Source organism: Roseburia sp. AF02-12 (genome assembly GCF_003461765.1).
GTDB classification, from domain to species: domain Bacteria; phylum Bacillota; class Clostridia; order Lachnospirales; family Lachnospiraceae; genus Roseburia_C; species Roseburia_C amylophila.
Window position 1 is genome coordinate 249,737 of the sequence record NZ_QTXS01000002.1, and the last position, 16,866, is coordinate 266,602.

A 16,866-nucleotide genomic window follows, 5' to 3' on the forward strand; every position below is an offset into this window, starting at 1 on the left:
AGTGGAAGCAGGAAAGTATAGTCAATTACAAGAGGAAATGAAAGCAGTAATCCGGAAGTTGTATCAGAACCAGCAGGAGGAAACTTATCCATGGATTGGTGCACATATTCAGGAGATAAAGGATAGCCTGTTAGAACAAATTACATATTATACAGAAAAAGGTGAAACCGACGTAGCAATACAGGAACAGGCAGTTACTATATTGGAACATTTGATTCATGCATATCAGAATCATCAGATCATGGAACTGGCAGATTGCCTGAACTATGAATATGGCAGATATATGGGATGGGAGATATAATATGACGATATACGAAAAGAATATGCAGGCAATCCGGGAACACCATGTAAGACTTCATGAATATCTGGAAACGGCACAGCCGGAGCAATCAGTAGAGATACGCTATGAAGCAGCGGAAGATGAAATGCTTTATCCGATTGTGACAAAGGGCGGATTGGAATACCGGTTAAATAGTAAATATAATCCAAAGGAAGCATCCATGCAGTATGTCAGCCAGTTTGAAAAAGAAGGCTCCTACAGTGTGTTCTTTCTTTTGGGATTTGGAGACGGAAGAAGTATAGAAGCATTGGCGCAGACGCTGGATGAGACCATGACACTTATTGTATATGAACCATCCGTTGCTATTTTCCAAAAAACATTAGAGACCTTTGATTATACTGAACTTTTAAAGAAGAAAAATGTGTATTTGATTGTAGAGTCAGAGAACATGCTGCAAGATTATTTAGAATCCGGTATCAGCTTCAACAATATCCGGATGCTGCGTCTTGGTATTCTTCCGAATTATGATTCCATTTATCCGAAGGAATGTAAACATATGTTAGAGACTATGATATATTTCATGAATAAGACGAAAACATATCGGAATACCATCTATAATTTCCGGGATGAGTTTGCGGCACATGCTCTCAGTAATATGTATGATTATCTCTGGCAGACAGATACCCATTATCTGAAAGAATGTCTTGCGGAGGAGGACTTGAGCGATGTACCGGCAATTATTGTGGCGGCAGGACCATCCTTAAATAAAAATGTGCAGGAACTGAAGCGGGCGAAAGGAAAAGCATTGATTCTTGTGGTGGATGCAGCACTCCGGGCAGTAGTAAATGCCGGAATTACACCAGATTTGGGAATGACGGTAGACGCAAGAGTTGCAGACCGCTTTTTTGAAGGAATTGATATCAGCACATTTCCGTTTGTATTTGAGGCAATATCCAGAGAAGAAATCGTAAAGAGACATACCGGCAAACATTTCTATGATGAATTTCCGTGTAATATGTTTGCAAAGGCTGTAATAGAAAGAAAAGGCTATGTCTTGGATGATATTTTAACCGGAGGTTCTATTTCTACCAGCGCATTTTCGCTGGTAAAGGCACTGGGTTTTAAGAAAATTGTATTTATCGGCCAGGACCTTGCTTTTACCGGAGGACAGAGCTATAACAGCGGTCTGAAAATGGATGAAAAAGAGAATGAGCAGCATCAGAAGAAACGTGTCATTGTGCAGGTAAAGGGCAATGATGGAACCATGCTGGATACAGACTATCAGATGGATATGTACCGGAAATGGATTGAAAATGAAATTTTAAAATTGCCGGAGGATATTACGGTAATCAATGCAACAGAGGGCGGTGCAAAAATAGAAGGCGCAAAAGTGATGACATTAAAAGAAGTCATTGATTCCTGCACGAAAGAAATTGATTTCGAAAAATTATTGCAGGAAGTACCACTGGCATTTTCAGAAGAAGAACGGCAGGATATTATCCATGAGATAAAGGAAGAGCCGAAGCGTCTGGAAGAAGTAAAGGAAAATATTAAGAAAGCAAGGGAAGTTGCGGAGCAGTTAGAACAGGCATCCAAAGATGGAAATATAGAGGAGCAGAAGAAGCTGCTGACAGAATTTGGAAATCTTAATGAAGAAATCCAGAAAGAGCCGGTGCAGGATTTGTTACTATATTATAACAGTGAAATAGAATTTTCCATTGGGGATGATGTATTATCTGCAGATTTAACAATACCAGACTTATGCAATCGTGCAAAAGCCTGGTACAAAGGCTATGAATCTGCGGTAGACCGACTCATAGCAGATTTACATGAAAAATTTATTGACCGTCTATAACAGATAACATGGTTTGAATCCGGTGCTCAAAGGTGTGAGCATCTAAAATCTTACCAAGGGCGTTGGCAGCAATCTGCTGACGCTCTTTTTCATGGGAAAGATAATAGCTGGCGTAAGCATCAGCTTTCTCATAGGAAGAATAATAAATAAAGTCTTCTCCCGGAACAAAATAATTCAGGAAATCCTCCTGATAATTTGTCAGCAGGAAGCCACCGCTTCCCATAATATCGAATGCCCGCAGAGGAATACCTTTTTGGATGCTGCGCAATGTAATGTTGAGATTAATTTTTGAATGCTGGAAAACCAGAGGCATAATCTCATAATAGTCAATTGCTCCCATGTTTTCTACTTTGGGAAGCTGCGGAGTAGGATTATTGGTATAAAGCTTTACCTGATGCGCTGCGGAAAGCTTTTTTAGGATTGCAGTGCGGTCTAATTCTGCCAGTTTCCTGGCAAGGAAATAGTTGGCATAAATATAGCACGGTGTTTCGATGCCGTCTTCATTAGGCGCATATGGAACGGATTTTTGCATATCACTTAAGATGGTATCATTTAATAAACCGGGAATTAGGAATTCACCATATACCTGCTGCTGGGCTGCGATAATTGCATCGAGGTATCCCTTCGTAAAGGCAGGAAGCTTCTGATATAGGCGGTCATAAAGCAGGTGGTCTTCGTTATAAAGAGAACCGACAAAAGAAATCTCGGAAGAGATTATATCAAGGATAGAATCTGCTGCCTGCATGGTGGAAAGTCTTTTTGCATTTGCAGCAAGCGGCAGATAGAATACCCGGTCAATGCCCCCCTGCTTTAACTCTTCGTAAATCGGATAATCGAAAAGAAAAATATAATTGGTGGGATAAGTAATCGTAAAGGAATACAAAGCCACCAGCGGACTGTCATAAACATAGGAAACATAACGGAGATTATGCCGATGGGCACAGGTGGCCAGAATCGGATAATAGTTAAAGGAAAATACAAAGTCGTAGGAAGTATTTTCTACAGTAGCATCAAAAGCCGCATCATAGGCAGCACTTTTGCGGACATTATAATCCTCGTGCATAAATAAATCGGTTTCAATGTTGCAGTTATGAAATGCTTCTAACATATCTTTTTTGGCAAAAGCCGGTGAATCAAGAAATAATATTTTCATAGAGTTCCTTTCATTAAAGAGAGAGCGCAGAGGATAACATTTTCTGAAGTTGTTTCTCATAAGTATAATGATTTAATACTTTCTGATAGCCGTTTTCGGCAATTTCTATCCGTTCTTTTTCATGGGAAAGATAGTATTCGCATTTAGACAGAAGGTCATCAGGACTGGTATAGATGTCTAAATCTTCTCCAATGGTAAAACATTCACTTAAATCATTCTGATAATTTGTCAGTAAGAAGCCACCGCATCCAAGAACATCAAAGACACGAAGGGGAATACCGTTCCGGATGGATTTGCAGGTCATGTTCAGATTAATTTTGCTGTGGGCAAAGACCTGAGGCATTTCTGTTAAAGTCTTAACCCGTCCACGATTGTGGACAGGAAGAGCGTCTGCATCACTTCCGGTGTATAAGTCTACTGAAAAATGGGAGCCAAGAAGGGACAAAAGGTGCTTCCGCTCATTGGCAGTTACCTTCATGCCAAGGTACTGCTGTGCAATGATATCCCGGTCAACCCGTCTGGCTTTTTCCGGCGGAATATAATAATCCGGCATACAGTCAATAAATTCTTTGACAATAGAATCCGGCAGCAATTCATTTAAAAGAAATGCACCGTAAATCTGTTCCTGTGCATCCATAATTCCATTCAGATATCCTTCGAGATAAGAGGAAGGATTCTTGATGGCATCATAAGGACATTTTTCCGTATAGAGCGATCCAACAAAGGAAATATCACTTTTATAAGAATCGGGATTGGAATCAGCAAGAACGGAATCCCAACGTTTTACATTGGTTGCCAGCGGCAGGAAAAAGGTATGAGCCGGGTTATATGGCGCAAAGTCCTGATATTGCATGGAATCAAAAAGAAAAATACGGTTCCATTCATTCGAATAGGAATCCGAATATAATTCCATGACAGGACTGTCTACCGTCCAGCAGATATAAGGAAGCTTCATGATATTACAGATTTCCGATAAAACAGGATAAAAGTTTATTGAGAAAATGCAGTCGAAGGAAGATGATAACAGTGTATCAGAAACATGCTTGATGACTGTCTGTGTGGGAATATTTTTATCGGTAATTTCAAGATTAATACAGAATACTTCATGCCCTAAATGCTTTATGGCTTCGATAATATCCGGTTCGCAAATGCTTCCATAACGGTAGAATAGTATTTTCATGATAAACTTTCCTCTTCCTTGGATATAGAGTATAATAACTATAACTATTGTAACGAAATCGAAAGAAAGAAACAAGGTTAGAATAAGGAGAAATCGTCGCAGGACGAAAAGAAAATATATGGAACAGTTTTTTATGATTTTACAAAGAGGACTGGGGCAGCTGGATGCAACAGGGGAATATGAAGAAGGAACGCTGCGGGAGTTAAAGGAAAGCTACCAGAAATTTGATGCAGCGATGCAGCAGAATATGCTGCGCATAATAGAACAGTCATTGGCAAAGTTTCCGATAACATTGCAGATTTACATCTGGTCATCCCTGCTGGCGGTTCTTCGGGATGAAAAAATCATTCCTTATATGGGAGAATTAACGGCAGATGACTCTTTGAATTTATGGCAGAAAGTGGAATTAATGAATCAGTTGCAGCGGACAATTTTTGCCAGTGAAATGATAAAGGATGAAGAGGCAGAATATAAGAGAAACAGTGACGCTTATACTGCATTGATGGATGAAATCAGACAGCGGAATAAAAAGGAATTTTCCTATCTGCCGTGGGAAAAACGGAATAAAAAAATTGTTCTGATAACAAAACAGTTTATCGGAAGACAGCATGCACCGACGGAAATAACATTGCAGATGAACCGTTATTTAAAGGAACTGGGTTACGAAGTGGTATTATATGTCGCCTATATGCCAAATCGGAATACAGCACCGTTGTGGTATAAGCAGTGTCTGTGGAATAATTTTATGAATACAGCAGGAGCATTTCAGGGAGAGATAGAAGGAGAGGAACTGAAGGGTTATAATCTGCTTTTTACACAGGAAAATTATCCGGAACAGCTTTATGATGCGGCGGAAATGATATGGCAGGAAGCACCTGAGTGGGTGCTTGAAATCGGTGATAAAACAATATTGGCTGATTTGTGCCGACAGTTCACTACCGTATTAACTAGAAGGTGCGTTAAGACAATTCCTGTGACCAATGCACCGATTATCGTACTGGCTTCGGATTATACCATGGCGGAAGAAAGACGATATCAGAGCTGGCTGAAACCGTACCAGCAGTTTGTGGAAGTAAAACATTCCATTGTGGGAAATACAGTGGTTGTGGAAAAAGAGAAGAAAGAAAATTATGGCATCCCAGAAGACAAGTTCGTAATTTTACTGGTGGGAAACCGGCTGGTGCAGGAAGTAACAGAGGATTTTCTTAAGACGATTTATGCGATGCTAGAGGAAAATCCAAAAGCAGTACTGGCGGTCATTGGAAATTGCGAGGCACTGGAAAAAAGGATAGCAGAAGCATATCGGGAGCGTTTTTATTTCCTTGGATATACCGAAGAATTACAGAAAACCATGACCATAGGAGATTTGTTTTTGAACCCGCCAAGACAGGGCGGCGGTACCGGAGCCATGTATGCAATTTTACAGGAAATTCCGGTAGTGACACTGGACAACTGCGATGTGCAGGTAAATGTGGGCAAGGTATTCACCTGTGATTCTGTTGAGTCGATGGTAAATCTGGTACATCAATATTGTGAAGATAAAGGATTCATGGAGAAGAAGAAGGAAGCATGCCGCAGAAAAGCAGAGGAAATTCTTGCAGTAGATGAAAAAGAAAACTATCGAAGGTTATGTGAATTTGTGGAAACTTATACAATAAGGCAGGAAAAGCAGGTACAGCATCCGGACGGGAGATAACATGGCGCATAGAATAAGAGAAGCGAAAGGGACAATTTTAATCTATAAGGGAGAACCAATCTGCTATAACATTTTAAATACATTTGCAGAGCAACTGGGAGAAGCGTTACAGAGGCTTGGAGAAGAGGTAGAATATTTTGATGTGAAGCAGAGCGGCGAAGCTGCTCTGGCAGCTTATGCAGGAAAAACATATCAGGCGGTAATTGGCTTTCAGAGTTATCTTTTTGATATTTATCTTCCGAAGGCAGGCATTTATTTACATGATTTGATAAAGGGACCAAAAATAAATTTCCAGTTTGACCATCCAATCTGGATGAAGAATCATTATATCAGAATGCCGGAGCATTGCTATAGTGCAACCCATGACAGAAATTATGCGGCATTTATAGAAAAGTATTATCCGAGAATTGCAGGAAGTTCCATTATCTTTCCGGGAGGTTGTGAGAAGGCAGCAGGAGAGAATGGAAAACAGGAAGCAGAGCGGAATTTGAGGGGGGCGCAGGATAAAAAGGAATATCAGATATCCTTTATTGGCACCTATACGGACTATCGGAGTTATCTGCCACTGATCAGAAATAGCCAGGGAATCATTAAAAAGATAGCAGCCCATTTTCTGTTTCAGATGAAACAGCACCCGGAAGAGACTGCGGAGAAAGCATTGGAAGAATCCTTACGAAAAGATGGAATTGTACTATCGGATGAAGAATTTTTAGAAGTATTAGATGGTGTCAAACCAATGATTTATTGCATCATGTCCTATTACCGGGAAAAAGCAGTAAAGGTAATTTTAGAAGCAGGCATTACACTGGAAGTATTCGGGGACAGTTGGAAGAAGAGCCCGTTTGGGGATTCACCATATCTTCGTATCCATGAAGCGGTGGATATGAGAGAAAGCCTTGAAGTCATGGAAAAAAGCCTTATATCTTTTAATGTGATGGCCTGGCATAAGGATGGATTTACGGAACGGATTGCAAACAGCATGTTACAGCATAGCGTGGTACTTACCGATGAAAGCACTTATCTGAAAGAGCAGTTTACAGATGGGAAAGATATTCTCATGTACCGGTTGAATGAACTTTATAAGATTCCGGAACTGCTTACGGATTATCTGGAAGAGGCAGGAAGAGATAATCTGCAGATGATTGCAGAGAATGCTTACAGGAAAGCAAAGGAAAATTATACCTGGGAGCAGAGCGCGAAAAAGCTTCTTGCATTTATTGATAAAATAGATGCCCAGGAAAGAAAATGCAGTGAAAAGTGAAAATACTATTGTGAAAATGAAGGAATGAACCGATATATATTCTATAGAAAGGCGGCACAGGATGTGCCAGGGTGAAAATATCATGGAAGATAATAGAAGAGAAGAAAAAGAAGCGTTAAAAGTATTGACGGAGTACAGCCCGAAATTATTAAAATCTATGAGAAATGTAATGGAAGAATTACATGGAAATCGTCAGCCGGATACCGATGAATATCTTTTGAGCATTATCAAAGGTATGAACTGGGAAATTCAGGTCTTAAATGGAACAATGGACTATCTCAATGAAATCGAGCAGCTTATTGATAAGCAGGCAGCAAATGCTTTGTTTGTAAATTTCAGCAAAATATATCAGGAAAAAGATGATGAGAAGCTTGCAGAAGTCTTTGAGAAGGACATGATACCATTCTTTGAAAAACTGGAAGAAGTAGCCAAAGTTAAGATGAATTAAAAAACTACTGATATCGAAAGGTATCAGTGTTTTTCGTTGCAAAGCAGGAGAGAACGATGAAAATATTATTCTGGCAATGGCATTCTTTTATGGGAAAAGGAATGGAACGTGCGTTACACAGATTGAATATTGCTTATGATACCTTCTTTTATCAGATGAATGACTGGGAATCGGATGATCGGTTTGCAGAGCAGTTGGAAAAGAGGATTTCGCAGCAGGCGTATGATGCAGTGATTTCTATAAATTTTAATCCGGTTATTTCTGATGTATGCCAGAATCATAAACTGCCTTATCGTGCGTGGGTCTATGATTCTCCGATTCATATCCGCAATGTACAGGCACTGAAGAATTCCTATGCAAAAGTGTATTTTTTTGACCGTGGACAGGCAGAAGAATATCAAAGACAGGGAATCAATGCCGGCTATTTGCCACTGGCAGCAGATGTGGAAACATTTTATCCGGTTGCAGTTACAGAAGTCGATAAAAAGGAATATGGGGCAGAGATTTCACTGGTAGGAAAATTATATCAGACTGTCTATTCACAGTATATGGCACCTTTGAAAGAGTATGACAGAGGATATTTGGAAGGTGTGATTGCGGCTCAGAAAAAAGTATATGGCGGCTATTTCCTGCCGGATTTTATAACGGATGAGTTGATTCAGAACATGAATGCAGTTTATCAGAAGCAGTGGAATGGAGAGATTACGGTAAATCATCGTGAAATTGAATTTCTGCTGGCCAGTGAGATTACACGAAGAGAGCGGCAGGAAATATTAACGCTTCTTTCCAATCATTTTGATGTAGCGCTCTATTCCGGAGAACAGAATGTAGCCATACCAAAGATAAGAAAGAAGAATTATATCGATTATTATACCCAGATGCCAAAAGTATTTAAATGCTCTAAAGTGAATCTTAATATTTCGCTGAAAACAATCCGGACAGGAATTCCGCTGCGTGTACTGGACATTCTTGCCAGTGGCGGATTTGTGATTTCAAACTTCCAGGAAGAGTTGGCAGAGTACTTCCGGCTGGGAGAAGAAATCATCACTTATGGAGATATAGAAGAGCTTTATTATCTGGTAAATTACTATTTGCAGCATGAAGAAGAACGGAAAGAAATTGCGGATAGAGGATTACAGCGGGTAAAAGAAGATTTTCGATTTGAAGAACGGATGAAAGTAATACTTGAGGATTTATAACATGAGAAAAATTTCTGTATGTATCATCACGAAAAATGAATCAGAAAAATTGAAAAAGTGCCTGAAACAACTGATGGGGTATGGCTTTGAAATTATTGTAGTAGATACCGGTTCTACGGATGATACGGTTGTCATGGCAAAAAAATATGCAGATAAAGTATGCTATTTCAGCTGGTGCAATGATTTCTCCGCAGCACGGAATTATGCATTGACTCAGGCGTCCAATGACATTGTTATGATGATAGACAGTGATGAATATTTACAGGAAATAGATACAGGCGAGCTGGAAAACTTGTTAAAGCAGCATCCTTCTATGGTAGGGCGAATCAAAAGAATTAACCGCATTTCTGTAGGAGAGCAGGAAACAGAATACATAGAACGGATTAACCGGATATTCTCCAGACAGCAATATGAATATTCGGGCAGTATCCACGAACAGGTTACAGCGAAAAATAAAGAAGAGTATGAAACTTACCTTGCTCCGGTTGTTATCTTGCATGATGGTTATGAAGGCACCGAAGAGGAGCGGAGGAAAAAAGCAGAACGTAATCTGAAGTTATTGTTAAAAGAGTTGGAGAACCATCCGGATGATACTTATTTCATGTATCAGATTGGAAAAAGCTATTATATGGCAGAGGATTATGAAGAGGCAATCCGGTATTTTGAAAAAGCATTGGGCTATGACTTGAATCCAAAGCTGGAATATGTAATTGACATGGTAGAAAGCTATGGATACGCACTTTTGAATACCAGGCGGGTTGAAACGGCATTGCAGTTTCAGGGGATTTATGAAGAGTTTGGAGACTGTGCGGATTTCAAGTTTCTGATGGGACTCATCTATATGAATAATGAGCGTTACGAAGAAGCAGTAGCTGAGTTCTTAAAGGCAACGGAGTATAAGAGCGCACGGATGACAGGAACAAATTCTTATCTGGCATATTACAATGCAGGCGTAATCCGGGAGTGCCTCGGAGACATCGGACAGGCACTGGAATATTATCGGAAATGCGGAGATTATGCAAAAGCACAGGAGAGAATCAGGGCATGCTCAAAGGGTGAATAGATACAAAGGAGAATGAGAACTATGAAGGCTATTTTATTGGCTGCAGGACGGGGAACCAGAATAGCGAGAAATGTTGAAATGGTGCCAAAGTCAACTTTGCCGATAGATGGAGAACCATTGATTCGGCGTTCCGTAGCATTGCTTCAGAAAGCTGGAATGCAGTGTATTGTATGTACCGGATATAAAGAAGAAAAGGTAAAAGAAGCATTAGAAGGAATGGAAAAAATTACATATTGCTACAATCCTTTTTTTGATGTTACAAACAGCCTTGCAAGTCTTTGGTTTGCAAGAGAAGAGATGGATGATGATCTGATTATCATGAATGCAGATGTGTTCTTTACTGAAGAGATATTAACTGCACTGCTTAAAGATAAAAGAAGTCCGGTTATGGCAATCGACCGTTCCCGGGTGCAGGAGGGAGATTATTTTTTTAAGACGGCATGGAATGGCCGAATTGAAAAGTATGGAAAGGGACTTCCGATTGAATTGCGCAGCTGCGAATATGTAGGTATGGCAAAAGTGGAAAAGAGTTTTCTGCCGTTATTTAAAAAACGTATGGAGGAAATGATTCGAAGCCAGCAGCATAGTGCCTGGTGGGAAAATGTATTATATTCCTTTACGGATCAGAAAGAACAGGATATTTATACCGTGGATGTGGACGGTAAGTTCTGGGCAGAAATAGATTATTTTGATGATTATGAAAGAATTATAGATTATGTTGCACATACAAGAGAAAGTAGGAAATAAGATGAGTAAACTGCCTTTGGTATCAATTGTAATTCCTGTTTATAATGGGGGCAATTATTTAAAAGAAGCAGTTGATAGTGCGTTAAATCAGACGTACCGTAATATTGAGATACTGGTTGTAAATGATGGCTCAAAGGATGATGGAAAAACAGAAGCAATTGCATTGTCTTATGGAGATAAGATACGCTACTTGAAGAAAGAAAATGGTGGTGTGGCGAGCGCACTGAATATGGGAATTAGAAATATGAAGGGAGAATATTTTTCCTGGCTGTCACACGATGATTTATATTATCCGGAGAAGATAGAAAAGGAAATGCAGGCAGTACAGTCGCTTGCGGATAAGACAACAGTAGTGCAATGTGAATATGATTTTTATGATATGGCATCCGGGAGCCTTACTACGACAAATTTTCATAAATATTACACGTTAGAACAGATTACCAATTCTGTATTCAGTGTATTACAGTTACAGATACATGCCTGCGGAGCGCTGATACATCGGGACAATTTTACCCGGGCAGGCTGTTTTGATGAAACAATTTATACGGTACAGGACATAGAACTCTGGTTTCGTATGTTAAGAAATCGTAAATCCTGTTTTGTTCCGGAAGCACTGTTTCGGGTAAGAGAACATGCGGCAGCAGGCTCAAGAACCATACCGTCTTATTATGCGGAGACATGTGCACTGTATATAAGACTGATAAAGAAAATGAGTTTGGAAGAAATGGAACGTGTATTCGGTTCGCCATGGCGTTTTCTTGTACGCATGACAGCTTTTATAAAGAGTTACGGTGGAGATATTTCTGTGATAGAAAAAATGCTTGCCGAATGCAGTCCGAATGATTCTGACAATAGAAACCGCAAGATATTAGCGGAAAAACTTCAGAAGAACCGGAAAAGAATTGTGATATTTGGTGCAGGACAGTATGGGGTAAGAATGCATTATGAACTTCTGAAGAGGGGAATAGAGGCAGAACTGTTTTTAGATAATAGCACAGAAAAGAATCAGAAGATAATAGATGGATTGCCTTGTCAATTACCGGAAACGGTACTTGATGATAAGGATAATATTATGGTTGTAGTGGCTCTCAGAAATTGCCAGAGTGCGCTGGAACAATTGCAAAAGCTTGGCTTTACCAATATCATAATCCGGCAGGAGATTGATGGAATATTAACAGATAGAAGCAGGAAACAGGTGAAAGTATGAAGTGGACAAATAAAGGACACGAATTTGATACAGTTTATCAGAATATAGAAAAAAAGGATAAATTCTATTTATTCGGAGCTGGTGAATATGGAGAAGCAGTTTATCAGGAATTAGAAGATAAGCTTTCGGTTGCAGGTTTTATTGATAACAACCCGGAAAAACAAAAAGAGCATTATCTAGGAAAACGTGTATTTGATTTAGAGGAAATTGATAATGAAAATGCCGGAATTATTATAACAGTATCACCTTATACCAGAAAGCCGCTAATACAGCAGCTGATGACCAGTGGATATGTTTATAATCAGGACTTTTTTACAATGGAAATCTTCATGTCCGTTTATTTTGCATATCAGAGAGAAGAATTGTATATTCCATCCATTTCTTTTCTGCCGAGCACAAAATGTAATTTAAATTGTGAAGCATGTCTGAATTTTACACCATATATGAAAGAGCCGATGGTTCGTTCCTGGGAGATTGTGAAGGCAGATGTAGATATGTTTTTCCGGTGTGTGGATTATATTATGCTATTCCATATCAGCGGTGGAGAGCCATTCTTATATCCGCATCTGGCACAGTTGATAGAGTATATCGGAGAAAATTACAGACATAAAGTTCATTTCCTGCGAACAGTAACAAACGGAACTGTTTTGCCGAAAAAGGAGATACTGGAAGCCTGTAGAAAATATAATGTGGATGTTACCTTAGATGATTATAGGGAGGCTGTTCCGGCATCGGAAGAGAGATTTCAGGAGATTCAGAAGCTGTTTAAAGAATATGGAATCGTATATGAAATAAACAAGGTTGACAACTGGATTGATCTTGCACCGATGACAACAGACCATAGTGACTGGAGTGAACTGCGCCTGCAGAAGTGGTTTGAAGGATGTCATGTTCCGTGGCAGGAGCTGCGCGGTGAAAAAATATACAGTTGTAATTATGCCAGTTATGCAGTTGTAGCAGGATTTATGGAAGAACAGGAAGATGAAGTATTTGATTTGAAAAAATATGACAGAAGCCGAATGAAAGAACTGATGGAATTCCGTATGGGCTATAATGAAAAGGGATATGTGGAATTCTGTAAAAGATGCAGCGGTTATGTCGATATTAATGATCATATTGTATCACCTGCAAAGCAAAAAGAAAGAAGTTAGGTCAGGAGGCAGAAAAAGTGGAAAAGCCAATAGTGTCAATTGTGATTCCGGTTTATAACGGAGCAAATTATATGAAGGAGGCAATTGATAGCGCATTAAATCAGACTTATCCGAATTGCGAGGTAATTGTTGTAAATGATGGTTCAAATGATAATGGAGCCACTGAGAAAATTGCATTATCCTATGGGGATAGAATCCGCTATATCAAAAAAGAAAATGGTGGAGTAGCAACCGCGGTAAACAGAGGAATAAAGGAGATGAAGGGTGAGTATTTTTCCTGGTTGTCTCATGATGATTATTATTATCCGCAGAAAATAGAAAAACAGATAGAAGCCATTGAAAAATCCGGAGATAAGACAGCAATTGCTCATTCTAATTTTGATTTTTTAAATATGACAACAGGAGAAAAAACCAGTGTGGACTGGCTGAAACAATATGATATGCAGCAACTGACGAACAGTAATTTTGCACCAGTTTTCCTGTGTATTCATGGATGCAGTATCCTGATACATAAAAGTCATTTTGAAAGAGTTGGCTTATACGATCCGGAACTGATTGCAACACAGGATTCTGTATTTTTGTTTCATGTAATGAGGGGACAGAAATCTGTATTTGTGCCGGAGAGTCTTTTTGTGGGAAGAATTCATGGAGAGCAGGGCAGCCAGACTTTGGCATGTCACAGACCGGAATATAATAAAATGTTTGAAAATTTCTGTGAATGGCTGACAGATGATGAAAAGATAAATATGTGTGGAAGTGTATTTAACTTTTATTACAGATTATATGTTTTGTTGAAACAGAGTCCGAAGGCGGATACCATACTGGGATATCTTAAGGATAAGCTGCTGGCATTTGTAGAGGATGAAATAATGTCAGATGGAAAAGGAGATATGAATCTCCTGTTCCCGGAATGGAAGGATAAAGGGGTAGATAGAATATGTTTGTTTGGCGCAGGGGATTATGGGAAAAGAATGCTGAATGAATTACAGTTGAGAGGATTTTTGGTACATTCTTATATTGATAATGATGAGAAAAAATGGAACACAAGAATCTGTGGTATTCCATGCTATGGAATGGATTATCTGGTGAAACATCAGGAACATACAGCGGTTATTGTGTCTGCACTGGCAGAAGATGAGATAAAACTTCAACTGAAAAAAAACAACATAAAATACATAAAAAAATATTCAGAGATATACAAAAAATTATTCTATTGTGAACCATTAAAATCAGTATTAAAGGAGAATTTGAAACATGAGCATGAAGTGGAAGCATAAGGGAAGAGAATTTGAAAGCATCGGCTATCAGTTAAAGGATAAGAAAACAATGATTATATATGGCGCAGGAGATTATGCAGAGGATATTCTGAATGTGTATGAGGGTTCTGAATGTAAAGACAGCTGGAAACTATGGCTGGTAGACAGAGATGAAAAAAAACAGCAGGAAGGAAAAAGAGGATATCGTGTAATGTCTCCGGAAGAACTCTGGAAGAAGGAGAAAGAGAATTACTTTGTAGTAATCTGTGCAACACCATCCGGAGCTGCAGAGATAAAAAAAGGTTTACTGGAACATGAAATAAAGGAAGAAGATATTTACGATTATAGTTATTTCCTTTATACATATCTTCCCATCTATTTTATGTATGTGAAGAATAAGCTGTTTTTCACATCGGAAAATATTATTCCAAGTACCGTTTGTGATTTGAACTGCAGAAGCTGTCTGAATTTTAACCCATATATTAAGAAACATATTGTGGACAGTCTGGAAGAAGTAAAAGCAGATATTGATGCCTTTTTTGGACAGGTGGATTTAATTTATCGTCTTCAGATTAGTGGTGGCGAGCCATTTCTTTATAAAGAGCTGGGACATGTATTGGAATACATTTATGAGAATTATAAAGATAAAGTGATTCGCCTTGAGACAGTGACGAATGGAACAATTGTACCATCTGATGAACTTTGCCGGATCTTAAAGAAATGCAAGGTAACGGTATTTTTAGATGATTACAGAAAGACCCTTCCAAATGGAGAAGCATTGTATGAACGTGTAAAAAATAAACTTAATCAGGAAGAAATTTCTGTTATTTATAATTATGCAGAAAAGTGGATTCGTATGTATTCTGAAAATTCAAGCCATGAAGAAGATTCAGAAGAGAAACTGGAAAGTTTCTATGAAAGATGTGGTAATCCGTGGTCAACACTTCGCAAGAAGAAGATAACAGGCTGTAATTATGCACATTATGCAGCAAAGGCAGGGATTTTACCGGATGATGAAGACAATTACTTTGTATTAACAGGCGAGGTAGACAAAAAAGCATTATTAGAATTCCGATTACGATACAATGAAAAGGGATATGTAGAATTCTGTAAAAAATGTGCAGGCTGGACATCCATTAATCCGAATCTGGAAGATGCAGCTATTCAGAAAGCAAAGGAGTAATTGTAATGAAATGGACAAACCGGGGACATCAGTTAGACCATGTAAAATCAATCTATGGAGAGAAAACTAAAATATATATTTACGGAGCAGGAATCTATGGAGCTGATTTGTATCATAGAATCAATTGGCTTGGAAATATAGATGGTTTTATAGACCGCAACGTAGAAAAACAACAGAATGGTTATCTGGGAGAGCAGGTAATTGCACCGGAAAAGATTCTTCAAAAAGTAGATGAGGAACATATTATTATTGTTGCTATGGAAAAAAAGGCTGCTGAGCAGGTTATGAGGCTGCTTAGAACGGCAGGATATATAAAGGCTCTCGATTGTTTTTATATCGAAGACTTTCTGGATTTTTATACCTATCAGCAATATGCTTTTTTTGCAGCCGATAAGTTAATGATTTCTTCTGTTTGTATGATTCCAAGTACAGTATGCAATTTAAAATGCAAGGATTGTTTGAATTTTTCACCATATTTTAAAAAGCATATTATACATGATTTTACCTTTGTAAAAAGAGATATTGATACGCTGTTTCGGTGGATTGATTATACTCCAAGGTTTCAGGTTTCCGGGGGAGAGCCTTTGCTGAATAAAGATTTGGGAAGGACACTGGTTTATCTGGATGAAAATTACAGAAACAGGATTGAAAGTATAGAAACTGTAATTAATGGAAGTATTGTACCGGGTGATGAACTATGCCGGTTGATGAAAGAACATCGTATAAAGGTTTATTTGGATGATTATCGTGAGAATGTACCTCAGTTAAGGGAAACCTATACACAAACAGTAGAAAAACTGGAAAAATATGGCATTGAGTGGATTGACAATTATGTTCCGGAATGGTTCAGTCTGGATGTGGAACATACAGAACATAGTGATATGACTGATTTACAACTGGAAAACTATTTTGATAATTGTGGCAGCCCGTGGAACTGCCTGGAAAATGAAAGATTGTACTCCTGCAATTTTGCACATTTTGCAGCGAAGGCAGGAATTATAGAAGAAACAGAAAATGATTACTTTGACCTTAAAGATTATTCAGAAGTCCGAAAAACGGAGTTACTTGAATTTCTACTGAAATATACTACAAAAGGTTATGTGGATTTTTGTAAAAAATGTGCAGGCTGGTCAGAGGCAAACTGTAATAAAGTGAAGGTTGCAGAGCAGATAGAATAGTGGTTATAT

The 16,866-nt window shown here is 38.7% G+C and carries 15 protein-coding genes; 13 read left to right on the forward strand and 2 right to left on the reverse strand.

From position 1 onward, the window contains the following. Position 1 precedes the first annotated feature (1 nt). The gene (locus tag DV740_RS10815; RefSeq protein ID WP_022242370.1) at positions 2–301 is read left to right on the forward strand and encodes a hypothetical protein; all 300 of its coding nucleotides are present in this window, start codon (positions 2–4) and stop codon (positions 299–301) included. A 1-nt stretch (position 302) separates the two neighbouring features. After that, positions 303–2,135: a motility associated factor glycosyltransferase family protein gene (locus DV740_RS10820; protein ID WP_158551970.1), complete on the forward strand. Its 1,833-nt coding sequence runs from the start codon at positions 303–305 to the stop codon at positions 2,133–2,135. Here the strand turns inward: DV740_RS10820 and DV740_RS10825 are convergent. Together DV740_RS10825 and DV740_RS10830 are read right to left on the reverse strand one after the other, a co-directional pair. Further along, positions 2,119–3,288 carry a CgeB family protein gene (locus tag DV740_RS10825; protein ID WP_118088072.1) on the reverse strand — a complete coding sequence of 390 codons (1,170 nt, stop codon included), beginning with the start codon at positions 3,286–3,288 and terminating at the stop codon, positions 2,119–2,121. The two genes, DV740_RS10820 and DV740_RS10825, sit on opposite strands and share 17 nt — an antisense overlap. Before the next feature lie 13 nt (positions 3,289–3,301). After that, complete coding sequence (locus DV740_RS10830; RefSeq protein ID WP_118088073.1) at positions 3,302–4,468, reverse strand: CgeB family protein; 1,167 nt, start codon at positions 4,466–4,468, stop codon at positions 3,302–3,304. Between the two features lie 118 nt (positions 4,469–4,586). On the opposite strand from DV740_RS10830, the gene DV740_RS10835 reads away from it, so the two are divergent. The 11 genes from DV740_RS10835 to DV740_RS10885 all read left to right on the forward strand — a co-directional run bounded on the left by DV740_RS10835 (position 4,587) and on the right by DV740_RS10885 (position 16,857). Next, entirely contained in the window at positions 4,587–6,164 is a 1,578-nt protein-coding gene (locus DV740_RS10835) for a glycosyltransferase (RefSeq protein WP_118088074.1), read from the forward strand. A gap of 1 nt (position 6,165) precedes the next feature. Continuing rightward, a complete protein-coding gene (locus tag DV740_RS10840; protein WP_118088075.1) occupies positions 6,166–7,425 on the forward strand; it encodes a glycosyltransferase family protein in 1,260 nt (419 codons plus the stop codon). Between the two features lie 82 nt (positions 7,426–7,507). After that, on the forward strand, positions 7,508–7,873 hold the full coding sequence (locus DV740_RS10845) for a molecular chaperone (protein WP_117841512.1): 366 nt from the start codon (positions 7,508–7,510) through the stop codon (positions 7,871–7,873). A 56-nt stretch (positions 7,874–7,929) separates the two neighbouring features. Next, positions 7,930–9,072 carry a CgeB family protein gene (locus tag DV740_RS10850; protein ID WP_118088076.1) on the forward strand — a complete coding sequence of 381 codons (1,143 nt, stop codon included), beginning with the start codon at positions 7,930–7,932 and terminating at the stop codon, positions 9,070–9,072. 1 nt (position 9,073) lies between these two features. Continuing rightward, positions 9,074–10,135, forward strand: a complete 1,062-nt coding sequence (locus DV740_RS10855; protein ID WP_118088077.1) for a glycosyltransferase — start codon at positions 9,074–9,076, stop codon at positions 10,133–10,135. Positions 10,136–10,156: 21 nt separating this feature from the next. After that, positions 10,157–10,882 (forward strand): phosphocholine cytidylyltransferase family protein, encoded by a 726-nt coding sequence (locus DV740_RS10860; RefSeq protein ID WP_117841480.1) that lies wholly within the window; start codon positions 10,157–10,159, stop codon positions 10,880–10,882. A 1-nt stretch (position 10,883) separates the two neighbouring features. Further along, on the forward strand, positions 10,884–12,089 hold the full coding sequence (locus tag DV740_RS10865) for a glycosyltransferase family 2 protein (protein ID WP_158561559.1): 1,206 nt from the start codon (positions 10,884–10,886) through the stop codon (positions 12,087–12,089). Then, positions 12,086–13,240 carry a radical SAM protein gene (locus tag DV740_RS10870; protein WP_117841478.1) on the forward strand — a complete coding sequence of 385 codons (1,155 nt, stop codon included), beginning with the start codon at positions 12,086–12,088 and terminating at the stop codon, positions 13,238–13,240. The genes DV740_RS10865 and DV740_RS10870 overlap by 4 nt, the downstream gene beginning before the upstream one ends. A 17-nt stretch (positions 13,241–13,257) precedes the next feature. Next, positions 13,258–14,517 (forward strand): glycosyltransferase, encoded by a 1,260-nt coding sequence (locus tag DV740_RS10875; protein ID WP_117841477.1) that lies wholly within the window; start codon positions 13,258–13,260, stop codon positions 14,515–14,517. Next, the gene (locus DV740_RS10880) at positions 14,495–15,679 is read left to right on the forward strand and encodes a radical SAM protein (protein WP_117841476.1); all 1,185 of its coding nucleotides are present in this window, start codon (positions 14,495–14,497) and stop codon (positions 15,677–15,679) included. Before DV740_RS10875 ends, DV740_RS10880 begins: the two co-directional genes overlap by 23 nt. Positions 15,680–15,684: 5 nt before the next feature. Next, positions 15,685–16,857 carry a radical SAM protein gene (locus DV740_RS10885; protein WP_117841475.1) on the forward strand — a complete coding sequence of 391 codons (1,173 nt, stop codon included), beginning with the start codon at positions 15,685–15,687 and terminating at the stop codon, positions 16,855–16,857. Positions 16,858–16,866: the final 9 nt, after the last annotated feature.